5 protein-coding genes and 5 pseudogenes are annotated in these 13531 nt (G+C 60.9%); 3 read left to right on the top strand and 7 right to left on the bottom strand.

Annotation, left to right across the window (positions count from 1 at the left end; translation table 11 throughout):
• Positions 1-74 precede the first annotated feature (74 nt).
• The 4 genes and pseudogenes from HU230_RS41155 to tnpA all read right to left on the bottom strand — a co-directional run bounded on the left by HU230_RS41155 (position 75) and on the right by tnpA (position 5036).
• Positions 75-955: pseudogene (locus HU230_RS41155) on the bottom strand (transposase).
• A gap of 1652 nt (positions 956-2607) precedes the next feature.
• A complete protein-coding gene (gene tnpC, locus HU230_RS41150; RefSeq protein WP_166213725.1) occupies positions 2608-4179 on the bottom strand; it encodes an IS66 family transposase in 1572 nt (523 codons plus the stop codon).
• 52 nt (positions 4180-4231) lie between these two features.
• Positions 4232-4585, bottom strand: a complete 354-nt coding sequence (tnpB, locus tag HU230_RS41145; RefSeq protein WP_166073804.1) for an IS66 family insertion sequence element accessory protein TnpB — start codon at positions 4583-4585, stop codon at positions 4232-4234.
• The gene (gene tnpA, locus HU230_RS41140; RefSeq protein WP_166073826.1) at positions 4578-5036 is read right to left on the bottom strand and encodes an IS66-like element accessory protein TnpA; all 459 of its coding nucleotides are present in this window, start codon (positions 5034-5036) and stop codon (positions 4578-4580) included. The genes tnpB and tnpA overlap by 8 nt, the downstream gene beginning before the upstream one ends.
• Positions 5037-5168: 132 nt before the next feature.
• On the opposite strand from tnpA, the pseudogene HU230_RS41135 reads away from it, so the two are divergent.
• Both HU230_RS41135 and HU230_RS41130 read left to right on the top strand, forming a co-directional pair.
• Positions 5169-6391: pseudogene (locus HU230_RS41135) on the top strand (IS256 family transposase).
• A gap of 89 nt (positions 6392-6480) precedes the next feature.
• Positions 6481-6726: pseudogene (locus HU230_RS41130) on the top strand (transposase domain-containing protein); the annotation flags it as partial.
• 114 nt (positions 6727-6840) lie between these two features.
• Here the strand turns inward: HU230_RS41130 and HU230_RS43965 are convergent.
• The 3 genes and pseudogenes from HU230_RS43965 to HU230_RS41120 all read right to left on the bottom strand — a co-directional run.
• A pseudogene (locus HU230_RS43965) lies at positions 6841-7671 on the bottom strand (Ulp1 family isopeptidase); the annotation flags it as partial.
• A gap of 1076 nt (positions 7672-8747) precedes the next feature.
• On the bottom strand, positions 8748-10739 hold the full coding sequence (locus tag HU230_RS43960; protein WP_338077335.1) for a hypothetical protein: 1992 nt from the start codon (positions 10737-10739) through the stop codon (positions 8748-8750).
• Positions 10740-11002: 263 nt separating this feature from the next.
• Positions 11003-13207, bottom strand: a complete 2205-nt coding sequence (locus tag HU230_RS41120; RefSeq protein ID WP_176533519.1) for a hypothetical protein — start codon at positions 13205-13207, stop codon at positions 11003-11005.
• Positions 13208-13425: 218 nt separating this feature from the next.
• On the opposite strand from HU230_RS41120, the pseudogene HU230_RS44300 reads away from it, so the two are divergent.
• A pseudogene (locus HU230_RS44300) lies at positions 13426-13500 on the top strand (transposase domain-containing protein); the annotation flags it as partial.
• Positions 13501-13531 lie beyond the last annotated feature (31 nt).

The raw sequence follows: 13531 nt of genomic DNA, 5'->3' as shown, positions 1-13531 counted from the left end.
GCGCGCCGCAGGCGAGGAACTTGACGGCGAAGGGGCGTGCCGAGCCATCATGACCGTTGCCGTGATGCCGTTCGTCATCGCGTCGTTCCCGGAAAGCGCTCGCCGAACCGGATGGCAAACTGGCCCATCGCGGAGGTCCATTCGACCGGGCGTCGCCAGCGCAGGCCGGCATTCTTGATTGCGAGATAGAGCAGCTTCGACGCCGCGTCATCGTTTGGAAAGCTGCCGCGCGTTTTGATGATCTTGCGCAACGAGCGATGCAGCGCCTCCACAGCGTTGGTGGTGTAGATCATCTTGCGGGTGCCCGGTGCGAAGGCGAAGAATGGCACGACGTAATCCCAGGCGCTCCGCTAGGCCGCTCCGATCGCTGGATAGCGCTTGCCCCACTCGGCCTCGAACTCCTCGAGGCGGACAAGCGCAATATCGGCGTGCTCGGCCCGGTAGATCGCCTTGATCGCGGGCAGGATCGCCTTGCGGTCCTTCCGGGACACGAAGGCCATTTTGCCACTCCCGCACCTCATCGAGGACGGCATCGGTGACCCGGCTGATGAGATCGGGTGAGACCTCGGCCAGGTGGCCCTGGATCTCGCGCACCGTCATGCCGCGGGCATACAGGCCCAGAATCTTGTCGTCGAAGCCATCGAACCGCGTCCTGGCCCTTGGCGACGAGCTGCGGTTCGAAACTGCCGGCGCGGTCGCGCGGTATGGCAATCTCGATCTCGCCGTCCTCGGTCAGGATCGTCTTGCTGCTGGTGCCATTGCGGCTGTTGCCCGTCCCTCGACCGCCCGGATCGCCCTTCTCATAGCCGAGATGTTCGCTCAACTCGGCGGCGAGCGCGCGCTCGATCAACGCCTTCTTCAGCTGCTTGAACAGCCCGTTGTCTCCGGTCAGGTCCTCGGGCTTCTCATAGTTAGCAAGCAGTTGATCAAGCAGTTCAGGTGTTATCGTCGTCATGTGAGTCTCCTCGGTAGGGTAAACTCACAGAAACCTGCTTACACATTCCTTATGACACCCTCCTTCGCTGCCGCCGGCTGCGTCGCATCCTGGTGGGCACATTTCAGCTTGAGGACATCAGCAGGCGTGGCCTGAACCTGTTCAGGCTTCCGCGGCGCGAGGCGTGGTCAAGTCTGCCGGTGTAACCTGATCTTCTTGCCGACCTTCTGCGCTGGGTGGATCCGACGACCTGCCAAATAGTCAAGCCCCTTCATCGACGACAATTGCCGCAAACGATCAACTACCAATACTCGCAATTGACTGCTGATGGAGGTATGACCACCATCATCGGCCGATGAGCACGAAAAGGATATGGCTACAACACACTTGGTATGTTTCCTTCAACCAGTCGAAGGGGCCAAATCGATACCCCATTCGAGAAACCAGAACCTTTCCAAGCGAGGCTGACGCGAAGAGATTCGCAGACGAACTGCTGAACAGTCCATCCGCGAATTCGACTACCATGCTGGCTGGCACGATAAACCCACATTATCCAAGGCGCGTAATTGGATCGAGCGACATAATACTTTGGATACGTGGCCGCAACTGACATAATTGACAACCGCGCACGAAAACGGTGTGTTCGCGTCATTCAGTCGATAGCAATCAGAAAATTGTCTCGGGCGCTTCAGATTTCTGTGGGACGCCGATCGTGAGACTACCATCCACGACCATCTCTGAACCGGTAATGCAATGTAAGACGACTCGTCGCTAAGTCGGAACACCACTGCCTCAACGGCGTCTGCTCGGCCGTTAACGACGGGACGAACAATTTCCGATGCCTCCAATCTTTGGCGCCTCGAATACTTCGTACCGCGCCGGAACCGAGCACGGCGGAAGCGCGCGGATAGGCTTCGACTAGAGCTCGCCGACCCGGCACCCCCAAGGAATTAAGCGCGGATCTGATCAGCAGCATCCCCGCGATCGTCGCATTTACCGGAGAAGCGCGCCACGCTCGATATCCTCATAAAGCCGCCCACTGCAGCTTTGCACAGGTCATGATCGGGTCTTGAGTTGATTTCTGGCTCTCGGCAGCCCAACGCCTCGCCCTAGGCATTTTGCCCGTGTCGAAGCTTCTTTTCTAGGTACAACTGGAGGCAGCACAACGGTTCATCGTTCGTCAGGGCACCAAAGGTTGGATGGTTTACGATCGAGAACGCAAGGGGCCGGCTCTTTTAAGAAACGGGGACTGGGCCCGAGAAACTGTCGAGGGAAGAGGCCGAACGAATAAAGGGTCAGTTTGCGAACCAGGTCTCCTGACCGGCCGCTACCATCACTGAACGCCTCTGCCCTCAATTCAGAGCTCACCTCAAAATTGTCCTCCATTCTAAGTCGCTTCTTGCGCAAGCTGGTCGGTTCTACATCGCTTCCAGGATGTCACGGGCACCGAACAACTCGCATACGCAGACATCCACTCCCGTAATATCGGACGATGCTGTGGGCCTACGTGCCGATCCGCACAAAGCTCTGCGCGGGGAGAGTTCGGGGGGATGTCCCGGGTTCTGTTGAATTTCTGAAGAGGTCGGCGTTGCCCACCTTGAGCGTAAGCGCGATTTTCTTCGCACGCCGGCGGTTTTGATGGATTGCCCTGGTATCGGGCGATACCGAGCCGTTCAGGCAGTGGCGGCTTTGTGGAAGTTGAAGGGCAGCAGGTCTGTAATATCGGCGTCGCCGGCGCGCTGAGGCAATTCGGTGAGGACGTGGCGCAACCACGCTAACGGCTCGACACGTGAGGCGCGGCAGGTCAGCATCAGGCTATAGACGACGGCACTGGCCTTGGCTCCGTCCACGGTATCGCTGAACAACCAACTCTTCCTGCCAGTTGCAAAAACCCTGATGTCGCGCTCCAGAAGATTGTTGTCAATCGGCATGCTGCCGTCCCCGGTGTAGCGCGTCAGATATTCCCATTGGTTTCGGGTGTAGGATACGGCGTCGCCGAGCTTGCTGTCAGGCAAGACCTTCGGGGCCATGTCATCGAGCCATACTTTGAGAGCATTGAGGATGGGGACACTATGTTGCTGGCGGAAGCGGCGAATGCAGTAGGCCTGTGTTTCACCCTTCTCCGGTATTCCGTCCCACGCCCGCCTTTCAACCCGGTAGAGCTGTTCAAAGAACCGCAGCGCTTGCTCGGGCGGACCGCCGCCCTTCTTCCTGGCTTTGAGGGCATCGACAAAGCGCCGCCGGGAGTGGGCCATGCATCCAATGTGGGTGGCCCCTTCCAGCGTGCGCCATGCGGTATAGCCGTCACTCATTACAATGCCACGGTAATCGCCGAGGAAGGCTTGCGGGTGGATTTGGCCGCGGCCCGGCTGATAATCCAGAAGAACGATCGGCTCGTGGCTGCCCTTGCCGCTGCGATAAGCCCACATGTACGATGTGCTGGTGGCCCGTTTGTCCTTCTCCTTGAGGACCTGAACCGTTGTCTCGTCGCCATGGATGAGAGGTTGTGATCTGAGCCGCAGCTTCAGGGCGTCGTAGATGCGATGCAGATGCTTCTCGCTCGAGCCAATCACCCAGTGGCCCAAAGCGCCGCGGCTGACAGGAACACCTGCACGTTCGAAGGCCTGCGCCAGGCGGTAGAGCGGCGTGCCATCGACATATTTGTGAACCAGCGCGAACGCCAGCGTCGAGGGCGTGGCAACGCTGCCCGGCAATGGTTGCGGCGGCATCGGCGCGGTCACGACAGGGGCGTGGATCCCGGTGCGATCGCAATGGCGGCACGCATATTTGAAGCGCACATTCTGTAAAACCTTCGCCTTCACCTCGATATGAAGTTGCTCGGTGACAGCCTCGCCCATGCGATGCATCTGGCCACGGCAGCAAGGACACGCCTTCTGATCGTCGGACAGGTCATACTCGACGCGCTCACGAGGTAGGTTCCCCGGCAGCGGCTTGCGGCCGCGCTTCTTTCCCATTGTGTTTTCGACGGGTGGCAAGCCCGTGTCCGGAAGTTCGGCGATATTGTTCGTTTCACTGCCGGCGTCCTCCTCATCGGAGGCCTGCTCGGCTTCATTGAAGAGACGATCAACATGCTTTTCGCTGCGCGGCGCAAAACGATGCAGGCGTGCCAGCGCCAGTTCTTCCTCGAGCTTGGCGACGCGGTCGGCGAGTTGATGGTTCTCCGCCTGCAGCGCAGCAATGCGTGCCAACAGCACTTCAACACTCGGATCGCCGGTTCGATTCATCGAATTCTTGAATCTGAACCGTACCGACGCGTCAACCGCTCAACTCGAGAGCTCAGCCGGCAACCTGATATTGCCGCACCGGATGGCGGACCATCGCATCGATATCGATGCCGTCAAGGATCCAGTGCAATTGCTCCGTCGTCAGCGTGACGATCGCCTCCTGGCGGCGCGGCCATCGGAACCTGTCTTCGGTCAGCCGCTTCAGGACCAGTACAAAGCCGGACCGATCGAAGAACAGAAGCTTCATCCGGTCGCAACGGCGATTGCAGAACGCAAAAACCGCCGGAGTGAATGGATCGAGCGCCATCGTCTCCTGGACCAGGACCGCAAGGCTGTTGATGCCAGCCCGGAAGTCGATCGGCTCACGGTGCAGATAGACCTGCAGGTCATCGCCCAGTCTAAACATCGCCCAGCGCTCCGATGATCGCCGTCAATGCATCCACATCGCCGCATTCCAGCGCGAGCTTCACGCCATTCGGCAGCGACACGCTCACTTTGGCCGGAGAACAAAAAGCTGGAGTCCCTTTGGGTTCCGAACCACGCACTTCATCGTAAGCCGGCAAATCAACCGTCGCCACGCTGTCTTTTCGCGACAGGTCCCGCTCGGACTTCCCCTCAAGCTGAACCGGGATGAACGCCGGGCGTGAGGACGGCGGCAGCGACCTGGTCGCGCTGTGCTTCTTGATCCACTTCCGAAGGAGGTTCGCGTTGACCCCATGTTCGAGTGCAAGCCTCGATACCGAAACCCCAGGCTCAAGGCAGGCCGCGACAAGACGCTCTTTCGATGCCGCCTCGTAGCGCCGGCGACCGTTCCGGCCGACAAGCCTGACCCGCAGTTTCTGATCATCGTCGCTCATCACAAGGTGTCCACCTATTTTGGTGGACACCTCATGCATCAGGACTCTCAAAAGCAAAAGGTGCGGAGAAATTCGCGCTTACCCTTGAGCCGGTAGGCTCGGGGTGCTGATTCCATAAAGGAGAGCAACGCCATGACGAGAGATATCAAACCGGCTGGTTCGTCGGCGACCGGGGCGGTGGACGAAGCGTTTGCAGAAGTGCGGGCGAGCTTCGATCGGTTCTGCCTTGCGGCAGGGATGGAGGCGCTCGGCACGACGATGGAGGCGGATGTTGTGGCGGCCTGCGGGCCGCGCCACGGTCGCGACGCGGCGCGGCGGGCGCACCGTTGGGGTCGAACGCGGGGACGGATTGGTTTCCACGGCGGCAAGATCGAGGTCGAGCGTCCGCGGGTCCGGGGCGTGGATGGCGGCGAGGTCACGATCCCGAACTGGGAAACGGCGGCGCAGGAGGGTCTGGCTGGGTCGCTAGGCGATGAACCTGATGCTGATCAATGTGTCGACGCTCCGGTTCGGCCGTGCTGCCCGAGGGTGACGTGCCGGCACCGCCCGGATCGGGGTTTCGAAGTCGGCGGCCTCGCGGAGGTTCGTAGCGCTGTCGGCGGCGCAGCTGGCTGACTTCATGGCCGCCGATCTGTCCACGCTCGACCTTCTGGTGGTCCAAATCGACGGGCTGCATCTCGGCGACGATCTCGTGCTGGTCGCCGCGATCGGAGTTGACGGCGAAGGCAACAAGCATCCGCTGGCGCTGGTGGAAGGGGCGATCGAGAATGCCGTAACGGTTCAGGCCCTGCTGGACAACCTGGTCTCGCGCGGGCTCGACCCGACGGTGCCAGGACTGTTCATCGCCGACCGCACGAAAGGCGTTGTCGAAGGCGATCCGCCGCACCCTCGATTCGGCCGCTGCGATCCAGCGCTACCAGATCCACAAGGCGCGCAACATCATGGAACGCCTGCCGAAAGAGCATCATGCGGCCACCCGTCGGGTGCTGCGCCAGGCCTGGGAGCTCAATGACGCCGACAAGGCTGAAAAATTGATCCGCAATCTCGCGCGTCGACTCGACCAGCAATGGCCCGGTGTAGCGGCGAGCATCCTCGAAGGCCTCGACGAAATCCTGACTGTCGTCCGGCTGAAGCTGCCGAAGGAGCTTCGTCGATCGCTCGCCTGTACCAACATCGCCGAGAACATGATGGGCACCATTCGCGGCGTCACGCGCAACATCAAACGCTGGCGCGATGCCGGTATGGCCTTGCGATGGGTCGCGGCCGGCATGATCGAGGCCAACAAGGGCTTCCGACGATTGAAGGCGCATAAGCAATTGTCGGTTCTGCGTGCGGCCCTTACGAGGGCCGCGTAACATTCATTCCGGCAACGTCGGCCCGACGTAGTTCAACACCGATCGGGACATCCCCCCTCGACGCAGAGCCCTGTTTGGGCCGAATGACAGGCAGGATCTGCTTGACCAACAATTGTGCTGAGCGCGCATTGAGAGGCATCGCCTTGGGAAGGCGCAACTGGACCTTCGCCGGCAGCCAGCGTGGCGCCGACCGTGCCGCCATCATGCTGACGATCATCACGACCTGTCGCCTCAACAAAGTCGATCCCAAGGCCTGACTCGCCGACGTCCTCGCCCGTATCGCCGATCTTCCCGCATCGCATCTGCACGAACTGCTGCCCTGGGAATGGAAGCTCCTGCGCCGAGCCCGCCGGTCAGCAAGCCGCCTGACCTTCACGCAAACCATCATAGAGTTCGTCGTGCCCGCGCGCACGCTTCAATCAGGCGGTCTTCGTCGTATGCGTACGACATCAGCCCCTGAGTCGGTTCTGCAGCGCCTGCCGATTGGCAACGAGGCTGCTGAGGTTCAGCAGGTGTGGTGCTCGTCCTTGCTCCAATTGCCTAACCAGCGCCCGCGTGCCGTCCACCACGAAGACGCCGCAATCATAAGTGTTCAGCTGCTGGGTCATGCCGCGTGACTCCAGGCGGGCGCCCAGCCTTGCTGCGAGCTCTGCTGCGGGCGTGTTGTTGTATTCCCCCATGGAGTCGTAGCGATAGGCAACCGGCCTTTCGCGGTCGCGGCGATCAACAAACAGCAACGACCAATGGGTGCCGGGGAGATTCGTAGCACGGGCATTGTTCACTGGCAGGAACAGGAAGTCGGCTGTGTCGTCACCATTCTGATCATGGACGATGCGCTGGAATGCGCGTAGCATTTCGCTCTCGGTGCCCAAGCGCAGGCTAACAAGGGTTATGAGAGGATCCACGAACCGCGTCCGGGCGGCGAGATTCGGATTGTCCCCCCCCAACTCTTGCGCCAGGAGCTGGTAATCTCTCAGGACATGCTCGTCGCCCAGCCATTCCGTGTCCTCGAGCACCAGCCCGCGGCCGTGAGGCGAGGCTGTCGGACCTAAAGCCCCGATCTGAGCATCGTAGGAGGTGCTCGGAAACGCCGGCACAGAATTAACATCGTCGCGTGATTCAGACGGCGTGGCCGCAGTCAGATCAACCAATGGAGGACCGCCGTAGGTGCTTGAGCGAGCCCTGGCAGCCTGCGCTGGCTCAAAGTGAGCATCGTCGCGCAACTCGGACGGTGTCGGCGCATTCAGAGCAAGAAATGGCTCAAGACCAGCGTAGATGTCTGAGGGAGCCCTGGTAGAGTGCGCTGGCGCAAAGTGAGCGTCGTCGCGCAACTCGGACGGTGTCGGCGCATTCAGATCAAGAAATGGCTCAAGACCAGCGTAGATGTCTGAGGGAGCCCTGGTAGAGTGCGCTGGCGCAGAGTGAGCGTCGTCGCGCAACTCGGACGGTGTCGGCGCATTCAGAGCAAGAAATGGCTCAAGACCAGCGTAGATGTCTGAGGGAGCCCTGGTAGAGTGCGCTGGCGCAAAGTGAGCGTCGTCGCGCAACTCGGACGGTGTCGGCGCATTCAGAGCAAGAAATGGCTCAAGACCAGCGTAGGTGCTTGAACGAGCCCTGGCAGCCTGCGCTGGCTCAAGGTGAGCATCGTCGCGCAACTCGGACGGCGTCGGCGCATTCAGATCAACAGATGGCTCAAGCCTGCCCTTAGCATGTGACGGGGGCCTGGATGGTGATGCTGATTCTTGCAGCTGTTCACCCAACCAAGCCCAAGCTCCCGCGCTGGCTGGCGTTGAGGGAAGATCCTGCGCCGAGCCGGAATGCCGATCGCACTGCGCGGCCGGCGAGCTCGGCTGCTCAGGGCCTGGCAACCCCAGCCCTCGGTTCGCCTCGATGAGTTTTAAGTAGCTGCGAAGATGCGACAAATCGGGACCGTGTATTCTGCTTCCAGTCCGCTGGAACGCTAGCACATCGTTGTCCAGCGTTAACTGCTCCTTGCTAGAGCCGTTAAGTCGCCCAGTTATGCTCCCCCTGCCGTTTTCTTTAAGCCACGCACTCAGCGCACGAAGACGTGTAGCCCGCTTCTGCGCAGACTGCCTCTGCGCCGCAATCGTGGTTCTAAGATCGTTCAAGGCTTGGCCGAGCGCTCCCTCGATGAAGGTGGCGTCTTCGGGATGAGGAACCACGCGACGGGGGCGACCAAGGACTCGGGGTTCGGGGGCTTCGGCTTCTTCACTCCCACGCAAGAGCCGCCGGAGAACATTCAGATTCGATTTGATGCTGTTCTGACGGTCCCGCCCCAAGCTCCTGTACGCCGCAATTTCCTCATCCAGCGATGAACCGCCTCGCAGCCGAGAAGCTACGGGCCCCTATGACTTGCGTTGACCCAGCGAACAAATATCCCAAGCCCGGAAACACTGTTCTTGATGGCTCCTGGGGTGAGCTTGCGCCGCTCGGCGTCTACACGAAACTTCGCCAAGAGCTCCTCGTCTTCGCCCGGGAGCTGCTCGCCGATTAGTCCGTCCGACGACCGCAGGCTTTCGGGCGCAAACGTGTTCAGTGTGTTCCGAAAGGTAGCATCATCACGCAACTGGTACGATCTGGATGGAAGCTGAGCTGGGACAGGCAAGGATGACGCAGTTTCCGAGCTCGGCCACATGCTCCAATCAAAGTCGAGCGGCATCTGCGGTGACCAAGTTGAGGTGGACCCGGCGGGTTCCTGCGGTCCGGCTTGTTCTGCCCCCTGGAGCCGCTCAGGCGGGACCAAGACGGACCATGATGGGCCGCCTTCCACCATCACCGAAAGCTGATTCCTGACGGCGTCACGCGATGCGTCGTGCCGCCTAGCGGTGTCTCGGACATGCCTCGCTACTGAATGTGCCGCTGGGGCGTATTCGTGCGCACGCGACGGCATCGGCGCTTGCCTCTGCGATGGTGACGCCGCCAGTTGATGGGATGGGGTCTGCACCAGCTGCCGCTCAACGGCGACGCCCTGGGGGTTGCTTAGCGTCTTCTGCCTCTTCGCTGATCTCAACTCCCCTGTATCATGCTCATCGCTGATGAGAACCTGCTCGCCTGGCACGAGGGTGTTCCTGTGACGTTCATCCGACAGTTCGTGATCATGGTGGCGCCAGTTCAAGGGGCGAAGGGATTCTGCAGGATCCAATGCCAAGCTATGCCGCGGTGGAACCCCATGGTCGTCGCGGGAAAAGTTCAAGTCACGAAAAGACCCTCCTGCATCCGCTGCTTGTTGATGGTGCGCGATTGTCTCGAGAGGCGGCGAGGAGCTGGGTCCGTCCATCGTCTCCAAAAGCAGATCCTGCTGGTTCGCAGGCAGAGTCTCCGGCCAGCTGATAGCTCCATTCGAGCCGCTGTGCTGTGCAGTCGCGGCCCGGGTCCGCCTCGGCTCGGCGCGAACCGCGTCTTCGAGATCAGGAACGGGGCGAATATGAGGCCGGAGCTCGATCGCTCTAGCACCCGCCGGCGACCTCAGGAGATGAGCCAGTGCGGCCCCGGCTTTTCTGCGGCCACGGGGGTCCGCCTCCTTATACTGGCTGACATCATTATCCAGCGAGCCGTCGCCAAGTCGAGCAGCAATGCCGGGCTTATCGTTTTCACGGAGGTAATCACTGAAATCGATAAGAAGAGCTGCATAGGTCCTGACGGTGTTGGCGGTGCCTGACGCTGCATCTTCCTTGTACCTTTTGATGAGATCCGCATCTTGGGGATAGGGATTCAGCTCAACCCGGCTTGCAATCGGCGCGATGCCGCCCGGCGATTGGGCGGCTCGAAGATGATCCAGTGGCGTAGCGATGGCCTGCCCCTCCTGCTTGCCGAACTCCTGGGCATCCTTGTCCAGCGACTCTTCGGAAAGCCGGGCAGCAATGCCCGGCTTTCCGTTCTTTACGAGCCAATGCCCCAATCCGAGAAGACAACGTACATTGCGCCTGACGGTGCGCTCGGAGGCCCCAGCCTTGAAGAGTGCCGGCCCGAGCCCCTCAATAAGAGACGCATCTTCGGAATAAACAGGATCCATGCTGCTACCTGCGAAGGCCAAATTTACATGGCCGAGCGGCAGCGCCGACGCATTCAGCATCGCTCCACCGCATTCACCGTGCGTAGCCGGCGTATATGGTTGCCCGCTCGCCCGCATGATGGGCCGCGCCTCAGATCGCGATGCATCCGCTTGATGGGCGCGGACCTGCATGAGCACGGGAGAGGACGGGACAGCGACCTCGCTCAGCTGCCGGTGAAAGGCCGCCGCCTCTGCCGACGAGTCGGCCGGAGAGGCATCTTGCGCGTCCACGCTATCCGTTTGTTGACGCACGCGATTCATTAAGACGAAGTTCATCTGTACTCACTTTCGAAGATGAAGGGCCAGGAGCGCTGATCGTATGCGTCTGGACTTGAGCGCCGGCATTTGACGGTTCAGCCGCCAAGCGAAAGGAAGTCGTGGTCACGACGCTCCCGATCGAATTTCAATCGGACCCCGCTGTCGATCTGTTCGAGGAGTTCGTGCCGACTTCGAGCTCATCGAGGATTTCCTCTCGGTGATAACGGCCACTTGATCGTGTCACCACAGCGGCGCTCCGGCGCGAGACAAACCACCTGTAGCTACATCCCCAGGCGCGCCATCTGGGTCGACATGTGCTCCGTCTCGGGAAGGGGATACCACGGATGGCCACCAACTGCGGTGCTCATCAAGGACCTACAGAACGCCGGCGTGAGCTTCCCGCGGTGGATCACGACGTTCTCGCGCCCCGTCGCAGCTCGAGCGCTCTGCCAGTCCTGATTGTAGCCGCGTTGGTCATTGGACTTCACGTGGCAAGCGGCGAACTCGGCATCGCTCAGCGTTGCCAACTGCCAGGCATGTACCGGCCGCTTGGTATGGATGTGCACCCACATCGGGCTTGGCATCGCGCCATTGCGCAGGGCCTTGGGCTGCAGCTTGATCTCGAACAGTGTCCCCGGATCATCCTTCAAGGCGCGCGGTGGATTCACAGACGCCAGCTCCCCGGCCGCCCGCAACTGTTCAAGATACTTCTGGGACGGAAATGCGTAGGTCTTCATGCAATCGATCGTGATCGCCACCTTTCGCGCCTTCAAAGAGTTCGCCTGTCCCTGCACCTCGGACAACATCGCCTTGAGCCGGGTTATTTTGTCATGCACTTCCGGCACTTGCGCAGGCGTGAGTAGGACACGTCGGCGAGGCTCCTCCAGCGCGACTACACTGGCCTCAATCTCGGAGGCCTGCGTCTGCAGTCGCTTAACGACGAGATCCACGACGTGATCGGCGTCCTCGGGCTTCATCTGGCGCGCTTGCGAGACGGTGCTTTGCTGAGCGGGCAGATCGAACTGCAAAAGTTCGTCCAATCGCTCGATTAATTCGGTCAGTGCTTTCCTGGAGGGCGGAGCCTGCAATATCTCCAGGTGCCCAGTCGCCGACGATGACACCCTCGCGTCTGCCTCCTCCGCGCTCGCGAGTTTCTTTGTACCCAAATCCGAGAGTACGATCACCTTGCCTGTTGGGGCCGTGGCCGCGTCGGGCGTGGCGAGCTGCGGCTCGCGCAGCCCGGCCGCCGAACTTCGCTCGCCTGCGGCCGGGGCGCGCTTGCCTTTCCCCTTCCTCCGCGCCGCGCCCCCTTCAACCACTACGGCAGTCCGGGCCAGCGGCTCAATCATGGCGGGCGTCTTTGGCTGCACGACCAAAAGACGCGTGACGTCGTCCGCGGTGACCCATGCACCTTCCGCGATCTGGCCCAACAGTTCCAACGGAAGGTCGGCATCCGTTCCGGCGCCCCTTAGTCGGGCAACGATGCCGTGCACCCCTGAGGCAAATTCCGAAAGCCGTTCCATGACTCCTTCCAGAACGGTGCAGTGGTCTGCGTCGAGCGCCGCTCCCTCCAGAACGGCGTGGGAAGTCGAGTTGAATGCCGGAAAAAAATCCGCGATAAAGGTCCCAAGCAGTCGCACCCGCCCATCCTCACCCATGAGGGCGTCGTTCACGGCTGGGCCGAACGTGGCCGCCTTCGACTCGATCAAGAGTCGCGCGAGAGCGATGCGCGATTCCAGGTACATGCACTTCGTATACAGTGCCCAGCCGGTATGCTGGCGTAGCGCGGCCTCTTCTTCCTCCCGCATCTTGGACGTGGTGCTGGGCAAGTTGGCGGTGTCCGTATAAACGGACCGCATCCGCTCCGAGCGCAACACCTTCTTTCCCCACCAATCCAAGCAGGCTTCGTAATGCTTCGCCACGCTGGATACCGCCCGGCCCAGCTGGTCGGACGGAGCGCCGGCATCTCGCATCCGGCCGAGCACGGCTGCTGCTTTGCTCCTGTTCGCCTCCAGGTTGTTGACAATCCAGGTGGCCGCGATGTTGCATTCGTCTCCCGCAGCGATAGTTTCGGCGCGGACTTGACGAGCCTGACTGTCGGAAAGAAGCCTGCGCGCCATGTCCGAGGGGAGGCTCGCGTAATACTCCAGAACTTCCGAGCCCGCCTTGACGATTTGATCGATCAGCTCTTGCGTCTCCGACGGATTCCGGGCTTGTGTGGCTGCATTTCGAGAACTATCAAGGCCCTCAAGCAGGCTGCGCATTTTTTGCTTCGCTGCCTTGATTCCGTCGACACTCGAGGGCATCCGGACTGCCACACCGGACGCGGGTGGCTCACTCATGAGCGCGGCTCCTCCGGAGCGCATCCGCTCCAATTCCCTGTCGAAAGATTGCCCGCCTTCCCCAGGGGCGGGACTGGGCTCCGCGCTCGAACTGCTCGATCCCCATGCGCTGTCGGCTCCTGAAGGCCCAACAATGCCCGCCATCTTCCACCTCCAATCAGGTCCATAATGCGCAGTCTGTTTGGATAGACAGCTCGGCTGACGAGAAGCTGACCAAGAGCGTTTTCCCCGGATGCACAGGAAAACCCAGCTCACCATGGGTTGCAATTCTATGGCGTCTGGGGTGCTGCTGGAGGTAGCGGGGCATCGTCAACTTAATCGACCGGGAGCCGAAGGAGCGCTTCTCAAAGGTTTGAGATTAGTTAGCTTCGTTGATCGAGACCTGTAAGCTCAATAGCGTCAGCGCCGAGCACTGGCTCTCCGACGTCCTCGCGAAGGAGCTATCGCCAAATTTTGGTGACGGCGCGG

The organism is Bradyrhizobium quebecense (assembly GCF_013373795.3).
In the GTDB taxonomy this organism is placed as follows: domain Bacteria; phylum Pseudomonadota; class Alphaproteobacteria; order Rhizobiales; family Xanthobacteraceae; genus Bradyrhizobium; species Bradyrhizobium quebecense.
The sequence above is the reverse complement of the archived record's forward strand: the minus strand, read 5'-3'. Positions and strand labels throughout refer to the sequence as shown.